This window comes from Metabacillus idriensis, assembly GCF_050483325.1.
Classification (GTDB): domain Bacteria; phylum Bacillota; class Bacilli; order Bacillales; family Bacillaceae; genus Bacillus_P; species Bacillus_P idriensis_A.
In genome coordinates, this window is sequence record NZ_JBCMYF010000005.1 from 1 (window position 1) to 17,593 (window position 17,593).

Annotated in this window: 18 protein-coding genes and 1 riboswitch; of the genes, 3 read left to right on the forward strand and 15 right to left on the reverse strand. The window is 41.9% G+C overall.

The genetic code is table 11. The features are described 5' to 3' along the window. Positions 1-108 precede the first annotated feature (108 nt). The gene (locus tag ABEQ24_RS03040) at positions 109-825 is read right to left on the reverse strand and encodes a gamma-glutamyl-gamma-aminobutyrate hydrolase family protein (RefSeq protein WP_430005414.1); all 717 of its coding nucleotides are present in this window, start codon (positions 823-825) and stop codon (positions 109-111) included. Between the two features lie 89 nt (positions 826-914). Further along, positions 915-1,457 (reverse strand): GNAT family N-acetyltransferase, encoded by a 543-nt coding sequence (locus tag ABEQ24_RS03045; RefSeq protein ID WP_430005415.1) that lies wholly within the window; start codon positions 1,455-1,457, stop codon positions 915-917. Positions 1,458-1,578: 121 nt separating this feature from the next. Between ABEQ24_RS03045 and ABEQ24_RS03050 the strand changes: the two genes are divergently transcribed. After that, complete coding sequence (locus tag ABEQ24_RS03050) at positions 1,579-1,803, forward strand: hypothetical protein (protein WP_430005416.1); 225 nt, start codon at positions 1,579-1,581, stop codon at positions 1,801-1,803. Between the two features lie 42 nt (positions 1,804-1,845). Here the strand turns inward: ABEQ24_RS03050 and ABEQ24_RS03055 are convergent, their stop codons facing one another. The 5 genes from ABEQ24_RS03055 to ABEQ24_RS03075 all read right to left on the reverse strand — a co-directional run bounded on the left by ABEQ24_RS03055 (position 1,846) and on the right by ABEQ24_RS03075 (position 5,825). Next, the gene (locus ABEQ24_RS03055) at positions 1,846-2,112 is read right to left on the reverse strand and encodes a DUF2573 family protein (RefSeq protein ID WP_430005417.1); all 267 of its coding nucleotides are present in this window, start codon (positions 2,110-2,112) and stop codon (positions 1,846-1,848) included. Between the two features lie 23 nt (positions 2,113-2,135). Continuing rightward, entirely contained in the window at positions 2,136-2,882 is a 747-nt protein-coding gene (locus ABEQ24_RS03060) for an IucA/IucC family C-terminal-domain containing protein (protein WP_430005418.1), read from the reverse strand. A 2-nt stretch (positions 2,883-2,884) separates the two neighbouring features. Next, a complete protein-coding gene (locus ABEQ24_RS03065; RefSeq protein ID WP_430005419.1) occupies positions 2,885-3,700 on the reverse strand; it encodes an ABC transporter ATP-binding protein in 816 nt (271 codons plus the stop codon). Positions 3,701-3,768: 68 nt separating this feature from the next. Then, positions 3,769-4,824, reverse strand: coding sequence for a FecCD family ABC transporter permease (locus ABEQ24_RS03070; RefSeq protein WP_430005420.1), 1,056 nt, complete (start codon positions 4,822-4,824; stop codon positions 3,769-3,771). Next, positions 4,824-5,825 (reverse strand): FecCD family ABC transporter permease, encoded by a 1,002-nt coding sequence (locus ABEQ24_RS03075; RefSeq protein WP_430005421.1) that lies wholly within the window; start codon positions 5,823-5,825, stop codon positions 4,824-4,826. The genes ABEQ24_RS03070 and ABEQ24_RS03075 overlap by 1 nt, the downstream gene beginning before the upstream one ends. 241 nt (positions 5,826-6,066) lie before the next feature. Here ABEQ24_RS03075 and ABEQ24_RS03080 point away from each other — a divergent pair, with 241 nt between their 5' ends. Continuing rightward, positions 6,067-7,065, forward strand: coding sequence for an ABC transporter substrate-binding protein (locus ABEQ24_RS03080; protein ID WP_430005422.1), 999 nt, complete (start codon positions 6,067-6,069; stop codon positions 7,063-7,065). 84 nt (positions 7,066-7,149) lie between these two features. Here the strand turns inward: ABEQ24_RS03080 and ABEQ24_RS03085 are convergent, their stop codons facing one another. Further along, positions 7,150-8,790, reverse strand: a complete 1,641-nt coding sequence (locus tag ABEQ24_RS03085) for an acyl-CoA dehydrogenase family protein (protein WP_430005423.1) — start codon at positions 8,788-8,790, stop codon at positions 7,150-7,152. 138 nt (positions 8,791-8,928) lie between these two features. Here ABEQ24_RS03085 and ABEQ24_RS03090 point away from each other — a divergent pair, with 138 nt between their 5' ends. Further along, complete coding sequence (locus tag ABEQ24_RS03090) at positions 8,929-9,654, forward strand: ZIP family metal transporter (RefSeq protein ID WP_430005424.1); 726 nt, start codon at positions 8,929-8,931, stop codon at positions 9,652-9,654. A 32-nt stretch (positions 9,655-9,686) separates the two neighbouring features. Here ABEQ24_RS03090 and ABEQ24_RS03095 read toward each other — a convergent pair whose 3' ends face one another. The 7 genes from ABEQ24_RS03095 to ABEQ24_RS03125 form a co-directional block, all read right to left on the reverse strand. Beyond that, positions 9,687-10,994, reverse strand: coding sequence for a TrkH family potassium uptake protein (locus ABEQ24_RS03095; RefSeq protein ID WP_430005430.1), 1,308 nt, complete (start codon positions 10,992-10,994; stop codon positions 9,687-9,689). A 27-nt stretch (positions 10,995-11,021) separates the two neighbouring features. Further along, positions 11,022-11,678 (reverse strand): potassium channel family protein, encoded by a 657-nt coding sequence (locus tag ABEQ24_RS03100; RefSeq protein ID WP_430005425.1) that lies wholly within the window; start codon positions 11,676-11,678, stop codon positions 11,022-11,024. 97 nt (positions 11,679-11,775) lie between these two features. After that, positions 11,776-11,919, reverse strand: a riboswitch (cyclic di-AMP (ydaO/yuaA leader). A 249-nt stretch (positions 11,920-12,168) separates the two neighbouring features. Continuing rightward, entirely contained in the window at positions 12,169-14,583 is a 2,415-nt protein-coding gene (locus tag ABEQ24_RS03105) for a heavy metal translocating P-type ATPase (RefSeq protein ID WP_430005426.1), read from the reverse strand. 196 nt (positions 14,584-14,779) lie between these two features. Then, the gene (copZ, locus tag ABEQ24_RS03110) at positions 14,780-14,986 is read right to left on the reverse strand and encodes a copper chaperone CopZ (protein ID WP_430005427.1); all 207 of its coding nucleotides are present in this window, start codon (positions 14,984-14,986) and stop codon (positions 14,780-14,782) included. Between the two features lie 21 nt (positions 14,987-15,007). Continuing rightward, positions 15,008-15,334 (reverse strand): metal-sensitive transcriptional regulator, encoded by a 327-nt coding sequence (locus ABEQ24_RS03115; protein WP_154318614.1) that lies wholly within the window; start codon positions 15,332-15,334, stop codon positions 15,008-15,010. A gap of 61 nt (positions 15,335-15,395) precedes the next feature. Next, positions 15,396-16,082: a response regulator transcription factor gene (locus ABEQ24_RS03120; protein ID WP_430005428.1), complete on the reverse strand. Its 687-nt coding sequence runs from the start codon at positions 16,080-16,082 to the stop codon at positions 15,396-15,398. Positions 16,083-16,085: 3 nt separating this feature from the next. Then, entirely contained in the window at positions 16,086-17,447 is a 1,362-nt protein-coding gene (locus ABEQ24_RS03125; protein WP_430005429.1) for a sensor histidine kinase, read from the reverse strand. Positions 17,448-17,593 lie beyond the last annotated feature (146 nt).

Sequence of the window (17,593 nt, forward strand, 5' to 3'; positions counted from 1 at the left end):
GGAGCTAGACACCACGAAAACCGGAATCGTCCGTTTGGCTCCGGCTGCCAGACCGCAAACTATGAAGCGCCCAAATAAAAAGAAAGCAGCACTATGCCGCTTTCTTTTTTATTTGCATTTATCCACAAATGTTTTAAACAGGTTATGCATCGCTTCATCTTCGGCTGCCATTTCTTCAGGGTGCCATTGAACAGCAAGTACATACCAGTCGTTATCCGTTCCTTCAAAGCCTTCTATGATCCCGTCTGACGCTTTAGCTGTTGCCGTTAGCCCATCTGCAAGCTTTCCGACTGCCTGATGGTGCATACTGTTTACTCGGACTTTATCCGTTCCAAAAATGCCATGCAGTTTGCTGCCTTTTTCAACCGTGATTTCATGAGTGGGATTCGGACGGTCTGCTGTTTGATAATGCTTGATTGGATTCTCGCAGGTACTCTCTATATCCTGTGTAACCGTACCGCCAAGAGCTGCGTTCAGCATCGCAATGCCCCGGCAAATTCCAAATACAGGTTTTTGGGTTTCTTTCGCATATTTTACAACGGCTATTTCCATTTCATCCCGAACACCGTTTGTTTTTCTCAGTTTTGGATCTGGGTCCTCCCCGTAAGAATGAGGGTCCACATCTTCCCCTCCGCTAAGAATAAAGCCGTCGCATTTAGATACGATAACTTTTGCCATTTCATCGTCTATTAGCGGAATCACAACCGGAATCCCTCCAGCCTCAATGACAGAACTAATATATTTTTGATGCACATGCACGCTCGGAATATCTCCGTGATCTACTACTGAGCTTGATATGCCGATAACTGGTCTTGATTGGTCCATTTTGTGTTCACTCTCCCTGGGAATTACTCTTCTTGTATCTATACCCTTCTCATCCCCTGGCCGAACCCGTTTTTTGTCATTTTAAAAATTTACCTTTTTTCAGCCCGTTCTTCCCACTCTTCCCGTAATAAACCGATTCTGATGGAATCATAGTGTTCACCATTTACCACTCTGCACTTTCTCATACGCCCCTCTACTGTCATGCCAAGCTTTTCTCCCACTTTAATCATCCTTATATTCCCAGACCATGTGGTGTACCCGACTCTTACAATAGGCAATGTCTCAAATAAGTGATCAATCCATAAACAGAAGGCTTTCGTTCCATATCCTTCGTTCCAATAAGAAGGATCATAAATGCCTATCCCCATTTCAAGCCATAGTGAAGGCTCATGTTCCCAATAATAGCTTACTGTGCCGATAACTTTGTCACCGGCAACGATGGCCCAGTAATCATCTTGATCTACGATACTGTCTTTTTGTGAAAGAAAGTCTGTCAGAGTAAGATTTTTATGTTCAAAATAAGGAGCATCCCACTTCTTCCACTCAGGGTGCTCATCTTTATACTTGATCTCCCATAAATGAATAAGATCCTTCGTTTCAATTGGACGGATAATTGCTACTGACTGACACATGATTGGTTAGTCCCCCATTTTTGCAAGAATTTATTCACTGATGAAAGATTTTTCCATTCTTTCACTCTTTCAAAATATACAGTATAATCACAATAAAGGAAAATGCTGGAGGTGATTTCAAATGAAATATTATGCGGTTTCTGTATTTCTATATCTCTTTTCAGTAAGTCTCTTATATCTGATTGGCTATACATTTGAAATCGTCTGGCTGAAATGGGAGCACACAGTCACCTACCAGGATGGTGCAATTAAAGCGGTTTCAGGTTCGGTCATACCTTTTTTCCTGTGTGTGCCTATTTACTATTTCTTTACGAAAAAAAAGGCAAAAGGCTATTCTGCCGAATAAAATAAAAAACCCCAGAGCTGTTCATTCGTTCTCTGAGATTAATTAGGATTCTTTATTATTCATCTGTGATTTTTCCCGATGCTGTTCATTCATCTGCTTAATTTCTGCAATAAGCTGTTTTACTTTTTCTTTTTCTGCAGGATACGTATCGTTCCAATGCTTTACAAGAGGCGGCATGGATTTTGCAATATGCGAATAGATCACCCAGTGTTTTACTTTTTCCTGAAGTTCTGGCGTCGCCTCACCAAGAAGCAGTTCTGTATATTTTTCAATCAGGCCATTCAGCGGTTCTTTAAGGTCTTCCTTCAACAAGATCTCCTCCTAATCATCCATTAAGTTAAACAATGCTTCGGACAAGTACTGCAGCGATCTCTTTTCTCTGAAGTCAGATAGTAAAGACAGCATGTTTGTCTAAGTTTCGGCGCTTCTGCTGCTTGTCCTGATTCCCTGTAGAAAGGCAAGAAAGGGTTTTTCATTCCTTCTCCGAAAAGTTCTCCGTCTGCTTCTTTCACTACATACAGATAATCCGCCTGTATTTGCTCTATCGTAACATACTCAGGTTTGTTTGCAAGCAGCGTGTCGTACATCCATACCACATAAAGGACGACATTCTCCCAAAGGATCAGCTTGGAAATTCTTGCTTCCTTTGCCACAATCGAGATGAGTTTACTAATATGGTCACGGAATAAATCGCTCAGCAGTTCGTCTCTCCAGGCACCTCTGTTTTTTGAAGCAGGAATACACTCTAGTGAATGGAAGTAAAAAGATGGCAGCCATAAGGGATCCTCATCATCCGTCACAAGTGAAAGATTTGCCGGGTCCGTATTCAGTTTTTTCCCGAAGACAGTCATAGAAAAAAGAGCCATCGCTGCCAGGAAGGCATACCGTTTTACAAGCATGGACCCTGTAACATTTAATCTGTCTGAATGAATTCTCGGCTGGATCTTCATCAAATACCGCGAAAGAAGATCAGAATTCAGCAAGTCTGCTGCATCCGCTGTTAAGACTGATTCATTTCGTTCCAAACTCAGCCTGAATCTCGATAAATAATCAAGCTCCTCTTTTGTAAAATCGTTCATGATTAAATGGCCGCCTCTTTAATGATGCACCGGCCCCTGCCATGCGGAATGCAAAGAGGTGTTCCAAATAGAGGATCCATTGTTACTTCGCAGTTCATTTGAAAAACATCCTTTACCAGATTGCAGTTAATGACATGTTCCGGTCTGCCTTCAGCATAGATTTGCTTATCCTTAAGGGCAACTATATGGTGTGCATATCGGCAGGCTAAATTCAGATCATGAAGCACCATTACAATCGTTCGCTGTTCTTTTTCATTCAGCTCAAATAAAAGATCCAGAATTTCAATTTGATGAGTCATATCTAAATAAGTTGTCGGTTCATCAAGCAAAATAATATCCGTATCCTGTGCAAGTGTCATGGCAATCCAGGCACGCTGGCGCTGTCCGCCAGACAATGAATCAACTGGTCTTTCTGCCAATTCCAGCATTCCCGTAGACTCTAACGCGCTCATGACTGCCTTCTCATCTTTTTCCGTCCATTGCTTAAGCCAGTTTTGATAAGGATATCGGCCTTGCTTGACAAGCTGAAGCACTGTCAGACCTTCAGGTGCAGCAGGACCTTGGGGCAAAATGGCAAGCTTCTTAGCCACTTCTTTAGTGGGAAGCTTTGCAATAGCTTCACCCTCTAAAAGAACGGCGCCTTTTTCAGGTTTTAAAAGCCGTGCTATTGAACGCAGAAGTGTTGATTTTCCGCAGCCGTTGCTGCCGATGAATACCGTTATTTCGCCTTTTGGGATCTCTAAATCGAGCTTATCTATAATGGTTGTTTCTCCATATGACAATGTTAGCGTCTTTGTTTTAATTGCTGTCATTGACAATCCAGCTCCTTTTCACATAAGGATTGATTATTGGCTGAGTGCTGAAAATCAGATTCTTCGGAAACAGCCTAGTTGTTTCTGCTTCTATAAAGCAAGTAGATGAAATAAGGTGCTCCAATTGCTGCAGTGAAAACACCTGCCGGGATTTCCAGCGGAGCGAAAAGGGTTCTTCCTATCAAATCTGCAGCCATAACGAGCACCGCCCCGATCAATGCCGACACAGGAAGCAAAGCACCAAAAGATGAACCTACAAGTCTTCTTGCGATATGCGGGGCAATAAGACCTACAAATCCGATTCCTCCGGCAAAAGCAACAGCACTGCCAGTTAATGCAGTGGCAATCAGCAGCAGAATAAAACGGTTGAGCTGAACAGCACTTCCCACACCAGCGGCAAGCTCATCCCCTAATTCCTGAATGTTCACGTTTCTTGCAAAAATAAAGCTGATGATGACCAATACAATTGTAACAGGCACCATAATCTTGACTTGATCCCAGGTTGCGGAATAGACCGTTCCTGTTATCCAGATATTTGCCTGTGCAGCACGGTAGATCGGTCCTTTTATCATCAGTAAAGTAGTAAGGGACTGAGCAAGCATGGAAAGTCCGATCCCGACCAGAACGAGTCTTATTGAAGAGGAGCCGCCTCTCCATGAGAGGATATAAACTAATAATGCAATAACTGTCGCCCCTATGAATGCAGCAACCGGCATCCACTGAATCGGAACAGTCAATGAGTTATTTTTATCGCTGAATATGGCAAGAAACATCACCACAGCAACGGAAGCTCCGCCTGTAATCCCGATAATATCCGGAGATGCAAGCGGATTGCGGATAATTCCCTGAAGAATGCCGCCCGCAACGGCAAGCGATATTCCAACCAATAGGGCAATCAGGATCCTCGGCAGACGGAAGGATTGAATGACAAGTTCATCCATCTCTGTCCCGTATCCAGCCAGTGTTTTAAGCACTTGAATCGGTCCGATTCTCAAGTCACCCATACCTGTACTGAAAAGAAAGGTAAACGCAGTGACCAGAAGCAAAACACCGAAGACCGTTAAGGCTTTTTTATCGATAAGGAAAGAAATCAATCCTTTCCCTATTCTAAATGATTGATAGCTTTTCATTATTTCTGGAACCCCCTGCGTGCGATGTAGATGAAAAATGGTGTTCCGACAAGAGCCGTCATCACTCCTACCGGCACCTCTTCAGGCATCGCTACGAACCTTGCTCCAATGTCAGCCGTCACTAACAGCACTCCGCCCAGTACCGCACAATAAGGAAGAACCCAGCGATGATCATTCCCGACAAAGAAACGCGCAATATGCGGAATGACAATCCCCACAAATCCAACAGGCCCTGCGATCGCGACGGCTCCTCCTGCAAGCAGAATAATAACAGCAGCTGTTATTAATTTAACAGTTCCTGTCTTCTGGCCGAGCCCTTTTGCAACATCTTCTCCCATCATCAGCAGATTAATCTTTGATGCAAGGAAGATGCAAATAACAAATGCGATGCCTATATAAGGAAGAATACTGTATAGCAGCTCAAGCTTCCTTCCCTGAACTGATCCGGCAAGCCAAAACAGGACTTGATCGAGAGCCGCTTCGTTGCTTACTAAAAATCCTTGAGTCAGCGAGGAAAACAGTGCAGCCATCGCCGCTCCGGCCAATGTAAGCTTCATAGGGGTCAGCCCTTCTCTCCCGAAAGAACCTGCAAAATAAACAGTGAAGGCAGCAACAGCTGCTCCTAAAAATGAAATCCAGGTAAATGCCTGCAAAGAGCTGACGCCAAAAATAGAAACGCCAATCACAACAAAGAATCCCGCTCCGGCATTGATTCCGAATACACCTGGAGATGCCAGCGGATTTTTTGTAAGGGCCTGCATCAGCGCCCCGGCAACAGCAAGACTTGCTCCGACAACAACAGCCACTGCTGCTCTAGGAATCCGAACTGTTTGTATAATAAGATGTTCATTCGATCCATTAAAGTTTAAAAACGCATTAATCGCTGTATTCCACGAGGTTTGTGTATAGCCAAGCACGACACTTGCGCAAATACTTATTAAAAGCAAAATAAAACCAGTGATAAGTCCAGCTGTTTTCACCAAATTAGTCTGTAATAACATATTTATACCTCTTGATGTGAAACCATCACTTCTTAATATTTTTCTAAAGCTATTGTAACAAAGTCAATTGAATTTGAAAATCATTTTCAATTAAATGTTGACAATCGAAATCAGAAAAATTAATATTTTAGTTGTAAATGAAAATCATTTTCAATTAAGTGTTGACAAGTGATAGTGAAAAAATTAATATTTAATTGTAATTGAAAATCATTATCAAAAGAAAATATGGGGGTAACATCAAATGCAAGCTACATATCAAAAAGCATGGCTGGCACTTATTGCAATCGTTTTATCGGCAGTACTTCTTGCAGCGTGCGGCAACGGCGGGAAAGAAGAGTCTGCAGACACCGGCAGCAAAGATAAAGAAAGTGAAGCATATACTGTTGAGCATGCAATGGGCACAACTGAAATTAAGAAAAAACCTGAAAAGGTTGTTATTTTAACAAATGAAGGAACTGAAGCTCTTTTAGCTTTGGGTGTTACACCAGTTGGGGCTGTTAAATCATGGTTAGGCGATCCGTGGTATGGCCACATCTCTGATGAAATGACAGATGTTGAGGTTGTTGGAGATGAGAGTGCACTTAATGTAGAAGCAATTGCTGCATTAAAGCCTGATTTAATTATCGGAAACAAAATGCGTCAGGAAGACCAATATGAAAAGTTAAGCAAAATTGCTCCTACTGTTTTCTCTGAAACACTTAGAGGTGACTGGAAAGAAAACTTTAGCTTCTATGCTAAAGCATTAGACCGTGAAGAAGAAGGCAAAAAAGTTCTAGCTGACTATGATGCCCGCATTGCGGAAATGAAAGCTAATGCAGGCGATAAACTGGATCAAGAAATTTCAGTTGTTCGTTTCATGGCTGGAACTACTCGCATTTATTATAAAGATACATTCTCTGGTGTCATCCTTGAAGAGTTAGGATTTGCACGTCCTGCAAACCTTGAAAAATTATTCTCAGATAACCCGGACGACTTATTCGTTCGCGAAGTAACAAAAGAATTAATTCCAGAGATGGATGGAGATTATTTGTTTTACTTCACCTATGCTCCTGCTGAAACAAAGGCAGATGCTGAAAAGCAAGCAGAAGAATTTACAAATGATCCGCTTTGGAAAAACCTTGATGCAGTAAAGGCAGGCAAAGTGTACCAAGTTGATGATGCGATTTGGAACACTGCAGGCGGTGTTAAAGCTGCAAACTTAATGCTTGATGAACTTGAGAAAATCGTTCTCGAGAAATAATTTAGTCTCCCAACCAATTCACATAAGCATAGCCCTTTTTAAACGAAAAAAGTCTTCCAGCCGGAAGACTTTTTTCGTTTACTTCTATATATAAGCGTTCATTGCTGATCCCTTAGATTCAACAATTAAATCATAGTATTTAACGGCCAGCATCTTTTCATCCTTATAGGTATTGTTCCAGCAGTCTTCAAGCCATACATCTGCTATTGCCTTTTTCCTCCGGTCCCCTGTATGGGCATCTTTAAGCGCAATGGCACTCAGGAGCAGATCGCACATTAACGCGGATACTTTTTTCGCATGAACATTCCACGCCTCTTCTTTTTGTGTTTCAAGAAAAGTGAGCAGCTCTTCAAGTTCCCTTATCCCGCTAATAACAGCTGAACTTCCGCCGGAGTTTTTTCTCATCCATGCGAGAAATACTAAATGAACATCATGTTTTTTAATAAGGCGCAAGACTTCAAGACCAAGTATATTTGCCGTCCCCTCCCATACGGTCAGGACTTGAGAATCACGCAATAGTCTTGGCGTTACAAAATCTTCAATGTATCCATTTCCGCCGTGCATTTCAATCGCCTCGTGCGAGAATTTAATGGCTTCTTCTGCCGTCTTCGCTTTTAATAAAGCGATGAAAAGACGGGTCAGCGCTTTTTCTTCGTCTGCAGAGCTCTTTTCTCTCATTACCTTTTCAAACAGCTGTATTAATTCAAAACAGGCGCTTGTCTGAATTTCCTGACGCACAGCCATTTTACAAAGTGTTTCCTGAATCATCGGAGATTGCGTCAGCTGTTTGCCAAAAGCAGTCCTCTGATCTGCATAGCCTTTAGCTTCGATGTAAGCTCTTCTCATAATTCCCGCTGATGCGATGGCATTGCAGATTCTTGAAAGATTAAGAGCCTCCATCATATAGTAAAATCCTCTGGAAGGATCCCCAATTAAGTACGCTTCCGCTCCGTTTAATTCAACTTCTGCCGAAGGAACGGCCCTTACCCCCAATTTATCTTTCAGACGCCTGATATAGATTTGATTTGAAGTTCCATCCTCTTTTTTCCAAGGAACCAAGAAAAGAGATAATCCTTTTGTTCCAGCGGGAGCTCCCTCTATTCTCGCAAGCACGGCCGCTACCTTGCATGCGCCTGCATTGCTTGCAAAATATTTTTCTCCATAAAGCTTGTAGCCTGATCCATTTCTCACAGCCTTCGTTTCATTTGATCCCACATCAGAACCACCCTGTCTTTCTGTTAAAAAAGTAGCTCCTTCATAAAGTTCAACGTCACCTGTAGAAGTGACATGCGGCAAAAATTTGGCTTTTAACTCCTCGTCTGCATATTCGTCAATTAAATAAGCGGTTGCCATGGTTAGAGTCACAGGACAATAAAAGCCGGATTCAACCTGTGACAAAAGATAGCCTAAAGCATACGAATAGTGATAGTTTGCCTTTCTGTTCAATTCAGGAATCCTCTTGTGCAAATAGCCGACAATTCCTGTTTTATAGGTGTCCTCTATCGTTTTTTTATATCCTTCGTTCAGCCATACTTTCGAAACATCATTTCCGAACTTATCATAGCGGATGAGTTTCGGCTGACCCTCTCTGTCCGTATGCGCCGCGCGCTGATCAAACTCTTCAAAACAAAGCTTTTGAAATTCTGACAGCCTTTGCACCGTATATTCATAAAGCTCGTCATCCATAAATTTTTTTAGATTAAACAGCAAATTAGCATCCTGCATGTTCAGCACCCCTTTTGTGTAATCGCTTACAATTTATTTTACAGAATACTCTCTTCATTCGATATGCCCTTTTTGCATTTTCTGTAAGATATTTGGTAAGCTAACATTAAATTATTCCGTAAGGAGGGAATCAGCCTTATGCTGCAGGCCGCACTCTGGGGAGCCTTTGCTGGTTCCTCTATACTGCTTGGAGCCTTGCTTGGCATCTATAAAGAGATACCTCGCAAATTTTTAGGATTCATTATGTCGTTTGGCACGGGAGTCCTGATTGGGGCAGCTTCATTTGAACTGCTTAGAGAATCAGTAGATGAAGGTGGACTGCTTGCAGCATCGGGCGGATTCATTTTCGGTTCTTTAACCTTTACAATCAGTGAATGGCTTATTAATAAAAATGGCGGAAGCGACAGAAAACGTTCAAAACAAAATCCTGAAAATCATTCAGGAGTCTCCATTTTCATAGGTACTGTCATTGATGCCATACCTGAGTCCGTCATTATCGGAGTCAGCCTTCTTCAGGAGAATACTGTCAGCTTCTTAATGGTGACAGCCGTTTTCATCAGTAATTTTCCGGAGGGGCTGTCAAGCTCTGTCGGTTTGAGAAAAGACGGCTATTCCAAGAAAAGGATCCTTACGATGTGGCTGATCGTTTTGCTTCTTTCTTCACTCAGCTCATTTCTCGGATTCTCGCTGCTGCAAAATGCAGACACATCAGTGATTGCCTTTATAGGCGCTTTTGCAGCTGGAGGCATCATTGCAATGGTAGCCTCGACAATGATGCCGGAAGCATTCGAAGAAGGCGGGCCGACCGTAGGATTGATTGCTTCTTTAGGCGTTCTTGCTTCGTTAATTCTCTCAAATCTATAACAAAAAGGCTTCTCGTCTCCGAAGCCTTTTTCTCATCCAGTTAAGATGTCTTCATTAGGATATTTAATTTTTTGCTTCTGCGGTTTAGCCAGTGTAAATAAAAGCGTAAGCGGCCCTACTTTTCCAATAAACATAATCACGATGATCACTTCTTTTCCAAGATCCGACAGGCTTCCTGTTATCCCCATCGACAGCCCAACAGTTCCAAAGGCTGAAACCGTTTCAAAAAGAATTTCAATGAAAGATGCTTTTTCAGAAATAGTTAAGATAAAGATCGCTGTTAAAACAAACATTAAACTGACCATTGCGATTGCCAGCGCTTTTAAAATATAGCGGGAATGAATGCTTCTTCTTCCAATCGTAATGTCTTCTTTTCCCCGCAAAAATGCAATCGTTGCAAACACGATAATAATCGCAGTAGTAAGCTTGATTCCTCCGGCTGTTGAGGCGCTGCCCCCGCCAATAAACATTAGAATAATCATGAGAAAAAGTGTGGCCTCATCAAGACTTGCCATATCCAATGTGTTAAAACCTGCTGTTCTTGGGGATACCGCCTGAAAATAGGAGGCAAGTAATTTCCCGCCAGATGAAAGATTGCCAAGGGTTTCTGGATTTGAGTATTCAACGAAAAAGATGAACATCATGGCAAAAACATTGATGACAAGGGTTCCGACTAACATAATTCGAGTATGCAGAGAAAATTTGCTGAACTTTCTTTTTTTCCATATATCAAGAAGAACTGTAAATCCGATGCCCCCGATTATGAATAGAGACGATATCACAATATTCACTAATGGATCATTCACATAACGGATTATGTTATCTGGCCATAAAGCAAACCCGGCATTGTTAAAAGCTGAAATGGCGTGGAAAAAGCTGTAGAAAAGCCCTCTCGACCAGCCGAATTCCGGAACCCATCTAAAAGATAAGAAAACCATGGCGATGAATTCAATCATGATAGAAAAAAGAAATAAGTATTTAACAAGATTAACAACTCCGCCAAGCGAGGTTTGATTGAGGGCATGTTGCATAACAAGCCGTTCTTTAATCCCGATTTTCTTTCCAAGAACCATATAAGTCAGAATGGCAAACGACATGATTCCAAGTCCGCCTAGCTGAATGAGAAGAGCAATAATAGTCTGCCCAAAGGTCGTAAATGTGCTCCCTGGGTCTACAGTAGCTAGGCCTGTTACGGTCATGGCCGAAGCTGAAATGAATAAGGCATCAAGCCATCTGATAGAACCATGAGTCGCGATAGGAAGCTTTAATAAAACCGCTCCAAGAATGATACCCGCTGCAAATACAATAACAAGCAGCTGAGAAGGATTGAAGCGAAGCATTTTTTGCAGTTTTTGTCCTGTTATCACTTACATCCCCTCCTCCTCAAAACGAATGATGTCTTTGTTCCGTCCGATGACAAGCAGAATGTCGCCGGATTTGATTGATTCATCGGCAGGGGGAGATACAATGACTTCTTCCTCTCGCTGTATGCCGACTATATTACAGCCATATCTTCCCCTAATATCCAGATCGATTAATGTTTTTGAATGAATTTTTGCTGAAGCAATGAGCTCTACCATGCTGAATTCCTTCGAAAGCTCAATATAATCAATCATTTTTTCTGAAATGATATGGTGGGCAATCCGCTTTGCCATGTCCCGTTCAGGATGAATGACTTTGTTTACTCCTATTTTGTCTAAAACTTTCTGATGATAGTCATTTTGAGCTTTTGCCCACACTTGCGGAATCTCCATTTCTTTCAGCAGAAGAGAGGTAAGGATGCTTGCTTCAATATCATCTCCGAAAGAAACAAATGCGTGGTCTACATTGCGGACGCCAAGCTGTTTCAGAGTCGCTTCATCAATTGCATTTGCTTTTACTGCAAGAGTCGCATATTGAGAGTAATATTGCACCTTCTCTTCGTCTTTATCAACGGCTAAAACTTCAATGCCCATTTCATGAAATTCCTTTACAAGACTTCCTCCAAAACGTCCAAGACCAAATACGGCAAATTGCTTTTTCAACAGGATTTCCTTCTTTCGATACCAATTTTTGCACACAAAAAGACACAGAGGTTCCATGAACCGCTGTGTCTTTTTTTTAGATCACATTAGTTTCATTATCCTCTCTCAAGAACGCTTGCGAAGTTAGCTGTCGGGTTCGGGCAATGAGAGTAGCCCTACCAGTAAAGGATTCACCCCAAGCTGCAAAAAAAGCAGCAAAATTGGGTCCCCCGCTCCATAATGGATTAAGCGAATTAAGAATATATGAAATGTATTTATGAAAGTATCTTACTCCTGTTGAATAGGACAGTAAAGAGCCAATTATTGCAGAATTTTACTATAAATGACCAAATACAGCCGTTTAAGCGCTTTCAAACCTTATTATCTCAGCCAATCTGTTTATTTTACTTTTTTCCGAGTTTAATGATGCGGGGAAATATTTTATCAGAATAACTCATTCAGATTTAATCAATCACAAAAGCACCGAGCCAAAAGGACTCGGTGCTACAGTTTATAGTTTCGCTCTTTGCAGTCTAAGAGCATTCAGCACCACGGATACGGAGCTGAATGCCATAGCAGCGCCCGCAAGCCACGGTGCAAGAAGTCCGGCTGCTGCTATTGGAATGCCGAGAGTATTATACCCAAAAGCCCAGAACAGATTCTGCTTAATGTTGCGGATGGTCAATTTGCTCATATAAATTGCATCTGCAATACTGCTTAAATCGCCTCTCATAAGTGTAATATCTGCAGCTTCCATTGCGATGTCGGTACCTGTTCCAATGGCCATCCCGATGTCTGCTGCAGCAAGTGCTGGCGCATCGTTAATGCCGTCGCCAACCATTGCTACTCGTTTACCCTGACGCTGAAGCTTAAGAACCTCTTCAGCTTTGCCTTCTGGAAGAACTTGCGCTATGACATGTTCTATGCCGGCTGCTTTTGCAATGGCATGCGCTGTTCTTTCATTATCGCCAGTTATCATGACAACGTGGAGGCCAAGGTGTTTCAACCTTTCAACTGCTGATTTTGACGTTTCTTTGATTGTATCTGCTACAGCAACAAGACCCATCAGTTCGCCATCAATAGCGGCAAGCATCGCTGTTTTTCCTTCTGACTCCAATTGCTGCATTTTTTCCAATACAGCTTCAACTCTTATGCTGTACATATCCATCAGCTTCTTCGTTCCCACAAGAACCAGGTGATTTGCAACCTTTGCTCTGATTCCATATCCAGGAATTGCTTCAAAGTCAGCCGCATCACTAAGTCCTATCCCTCTTTCTCTTACTCCATTTACAATCGCCTGAGCAAGAGGGTGCTCAGATTGCTTTTCAGCAGAAGCCACAGCCATTAAGAAGTTCTCTTCTTCTATTTCTCCAGCAAGAAGGACATCTGTTAGCTCTGGTGTCCCTTTTGTAATTGTCCCTGTTTTATCTAAAATGATGGTATCAACTAGATGAGCCGTTTCTAAATGCTCGCCGCCTTTGAACAAAATACCGGCTTCAGCTGCGCGGCCTGACCCTGCCATAATCGATGTCGGTGTTGCAAGACCTAGTGCACACGGACAAGCAATAACGAGTACGGCAATCGTTTTTTCCAATGCACCTGCGAAATTGCCCGGATCGATCCAGAGCATCCAAATAAGAAAAGTCACAGCTGCAATTCCGACTACGATCGGAACAAAAATGCCAGAAATCTGATCGGCCATTCTCTGAATCGGGGCCTTTGATGTTTGCGCCTGTTCTACAACCTTAATGATTTGGGCTAAAGCTGAATCACGCCCCACTTTTGTAGCTTTTATTTTCAAAAAACCATTTTTATTAATGGCAGCTCCAAATACTTGATCTCCAGCTGTTTTATCTACCGGTATACTTTCACCTGTCAGCATGGACTCATCAAGAGCGGATCTGCCTTCAAGAATCTCGCCATCAACGGGAACCTTTTCACCGGGTTTGACTAACACAATATCACCTGCAGCCACTTCTTCAAGCGGAACTTCCATTTCCATTCCATCTCTTTCAATTCTTGCTGTTTTAGCCTGCAGGCCCATTAATTTTTTAATGGCTTCAGATGATCTGCCCTTCGCTCTCACTTCAAATAACTTCCCGAGCAGAATAAGTGTAATCAGGACCGAACTCGTTTCAAAATAAAGCTCTGGCATATGCCCATTATGCCTCACCGACTCAATTGTCAGGTAAAGACTGTAAAAATAAGCAGCGGACGTTCCTAAGGCTACAAGCACATCCATATTCGCGCTTTTATTTTTCAGCGCTTTGTATGCACCTATATAAAACTGGCCGCCAATTAAAAATTGAACAGGAGTGGCCAATAGAAGCTGGAACCATGGATTCATGAAAAGCTCAGGCACATACATCCAGGACGTGAAGGAAAAGTGGCCGACCATTGACCAAAGGAGCGGAATAGAAAGAATGGCAGACACGATAAATTTCCTCTGCTGTTTTTGGATCTCTTTGGCTTTTTTATTGGCGGAATCTGTTTCATTTTCCGTTTTTAAGCTTGCTCCATACCCGAGCTTTTCAACGCGCTTGATCATCTCCTGCGACGTTACAATAGTCGGATTGTATTCTACGGTTCCTGTCTCAAGAGCGAGATTGATTACTGCTTCTGAGACCCCATCAAGCTTGCTGAGTCCTTTTTCAATTCTTGCAGAACAAGCCGCGCATGTCATCCCGGTGATGGTAAATTCGGCTTTTTCAGATACCACTCCATAGCCTAAATTTTCTATCTTCTGACGGATCATTTCAGGATCCGTCTTCTCTTTATCAAACGTAACTGTGGCCTTTTCGATTGCAAGGTTTACGTTTGCTTTCTCTATACCATCCATTTTGTTTAAACCTTTTTCAATTCTGTTTGAGCAGGCTGCACAAGTCATGCCTGTAATCTGAAATTGGGTTTCTTCTAGATTGCTCATTTCGAATCCCTCCATATACCATATAGGGGTATATTTTATTGAAAAGAAAGCGTGCCGATGATCAGCACGTTTCATTTTTTTTTAGAAATTTTTGTGCTTCAATGTCCAGCTCATCAGTTGAAACGAATCCGCTAGTATTGGGAAAAAGCGCCTTTTCTGTCATGCCTGCGCTAAACGGGCGATTTTGCTTTTCTACTTATTCTACCTCGTAGCCCTGATCATCAATCGCTTCTTTAATAACAGCTGCATTCACTTCATCCGGGTTGTAATGAACATCAACTGTTCCTTCGTTTAAATCAACCTTGACCGATTTGACGCCATTAAGTTCGCCAACACTGCCTTCAATTGCTTTCACACAATGATTGCAAGACATCCCCTGAACGTTTAAAGTAACATTTTCCATTTAAAACACTCCCCCTTACTATTATTTCATTAATCGTTTGACGGTAACTAAAACTTCATCAATAACTTCTAAATCGCCTTCTTGAATGCGTTCGACAAGACAGCTTTTCATGTGGCCTTCTAAAAGCAGCTTGCTGACGGAGTTCAAAGCAGATTGTATGGCTGATATTTGTGTCAGTACATCATCACAGTAAGTATCTTTATCAATTAATCCTTTTACTCCGCGGATCTGACCTTCAATTCTGTTTAAACGCGTGACAAGATTTTTCTTAACTGCGTCTGAATGATGGCTTTTTCGATCCGATCCTGGAACGTGACAGCTTTCTGGTTCGTTCATATTTTCAACCATGCCATGCACCTCCTTGTTTATAATTTACCATACCCCCCTACCCTATGTAAAGAGGAAAAACTCAGATTTTTTTATTTTTTTCATCCTTCCATTTGTATCCCGCGCCCCAAACGGTTTGCAGGTGATCATCAATTGGGAATCCGGTTTTCCTCAGTTTTTCTCTAAGATGACGGACGTGGGAATCAACCGTACGATCCTCCGTATCTGCATCATACCCCCAAATGGAATGAATTAAATGCTCTCGATTAAACACTATGTTTCTGTTGTTTAAAAAGATTCCGGTGAGCTGAAATTCTTTAGGTGTAAAAAAGATAGGCTGACCTTTATAGCTTGCCTCCTGACTTCGTTCATTCCATTTTAGTCCCTTATATTCCACTGCATGATTGTTTCTTGTTCTTCTTAATATTGCTTCTATTCTTGCCAATAATTCCATTTCATTAAAAGGCTTCGTTACATAATCATCGGCACCTGCCCGGAGTCCTTTTACAATGTCTTCTTGCTGATCTCTCGCCGTCACCATGATGATTGGAACATCTGAAAAGGTTCTAATTTCTTTGCACACTTCAAAACCATTCATCTCAGGCATCATCAAATCAAGAATAATAAGTGCCGGCTCTTCTTTTATAACATGATCTACTGCGTTTTTTCCTGATAGAGATTTTATGCACGAATATCCCGCCGGAGCAAGGTAAAGCGCAAGCAGATCCAGCATCAGTTTTTCATCATCTACTAGCAGAATCTTTTTCATCGTTTAATCCTTTCTAAAGCAAATGTATATAGATGTTCCTGAACCAAGCGTACTTTTCGCCCGGACGGTGCCGCCCTCGGCTTCCACTATTTCTTTTACAATGGCAAGGCCAAGACCTGTTCCTCCGCTGTTTCGTGATCTTGATTTATCCACGCGGTACAGTCTGTCAAATACATATGGGAGATCTTTCTCGGGAATTCCAATTCCTTGATCTGTAATAACGATTCCAATCTTTTCTTCATGGTCAAGAAGCTCGACTGTTATGGAGGTTTCTTTTTCAGAATAATGGATGGCATTGTCCATAATATTGAGAATCACTTGTTCAAATCTTGCCGGGTCCAGCAAATGTTGAACAGAATAATCCGGTAAAAGAAATTTCACGTTCCTGTTTTCATTTATTAAGATCGGATTCATCTTTTCAATCGTTTTTTTTATAAATGAGCAAAGATCCAGTTTCTCTTTTTCAATCTGAAAAGAATGATGATCAAGCTTTGCTAGTTCAAACAGCTCACTCACAAGCTTTGATAAATGCTCTGTCTGCTCCCTTATAATGGACAAGTATTTCACCTGGTCAGCACTTGATAATCCAGGTCTCTGCGCAACATCTGCATACCCTTTAATATACGTGAGGGGGGTACGCAATTCATGGGCAATGCTTGCTAAAAATTCATTTCTCTCCTTTTTTAAATGAGATAAATCATCAGCCAGTTTTTGAATGGAATATCCAAGCTCACCAAGCTCATCGTTCCTTTGCATATGAAGCTTGACGGAAAAGTCCCCCTCGCTCAGGCGTTCAGTCGCACCTTTCATAGTCAGCAGCGGTTTTGTCACGATTTTTGATAAAAACACTACCGCAATAATTGTTAAAATTACAGATACGGTTCCGATAAAGATGAAATGATCATTCAATCTCGCAATCATCGACTGCAGAGAATCTGTACCTTTAAACATATAAACAAAACCAGTTGTTTCACCATTCTTCTCTATAGGACTGACAGACCAGATAAAAGGATTGTCTTGCCAGTTGGAGTGAGCGCCCATTCCTTCAGCACCACGGGCATTGACAGCCTTCTGCATGAAAGGCTGAATCTCTTTAGAAGAATGAAGAATTTCCCCGTCTTCATTTGTGAGAACAACATCTGTATCTGCTTCGGATTCCATCAAAACAACATGCTCCATTGTCGTTTCATCATAATGCTTGTTCAGGACATCCCTGTGGCTGTTGCCCCTTGTCTGCAGGGCGGCAACCTCCTCATTTACCCGTGTATTGACCAGGCTTCTGTATAAGAATAAAAAAAGGCATGTTTCTACTATTAGAATAATGGTAAAGAATAATAGTCCTATTTTTATGGCCAGTTTGTTCATTCCCGAAACTCCTTGAACGGACCAGCATCTATCCTGGTCCTTCATCATAATAAGTTAACAGTACCAAATACTTGTGCATTTTTGGTGCAAAAACAGAAAAATTACTGCAAAAAAAGCGGCCAATATTGAAGTGACCCCAAAAAGTT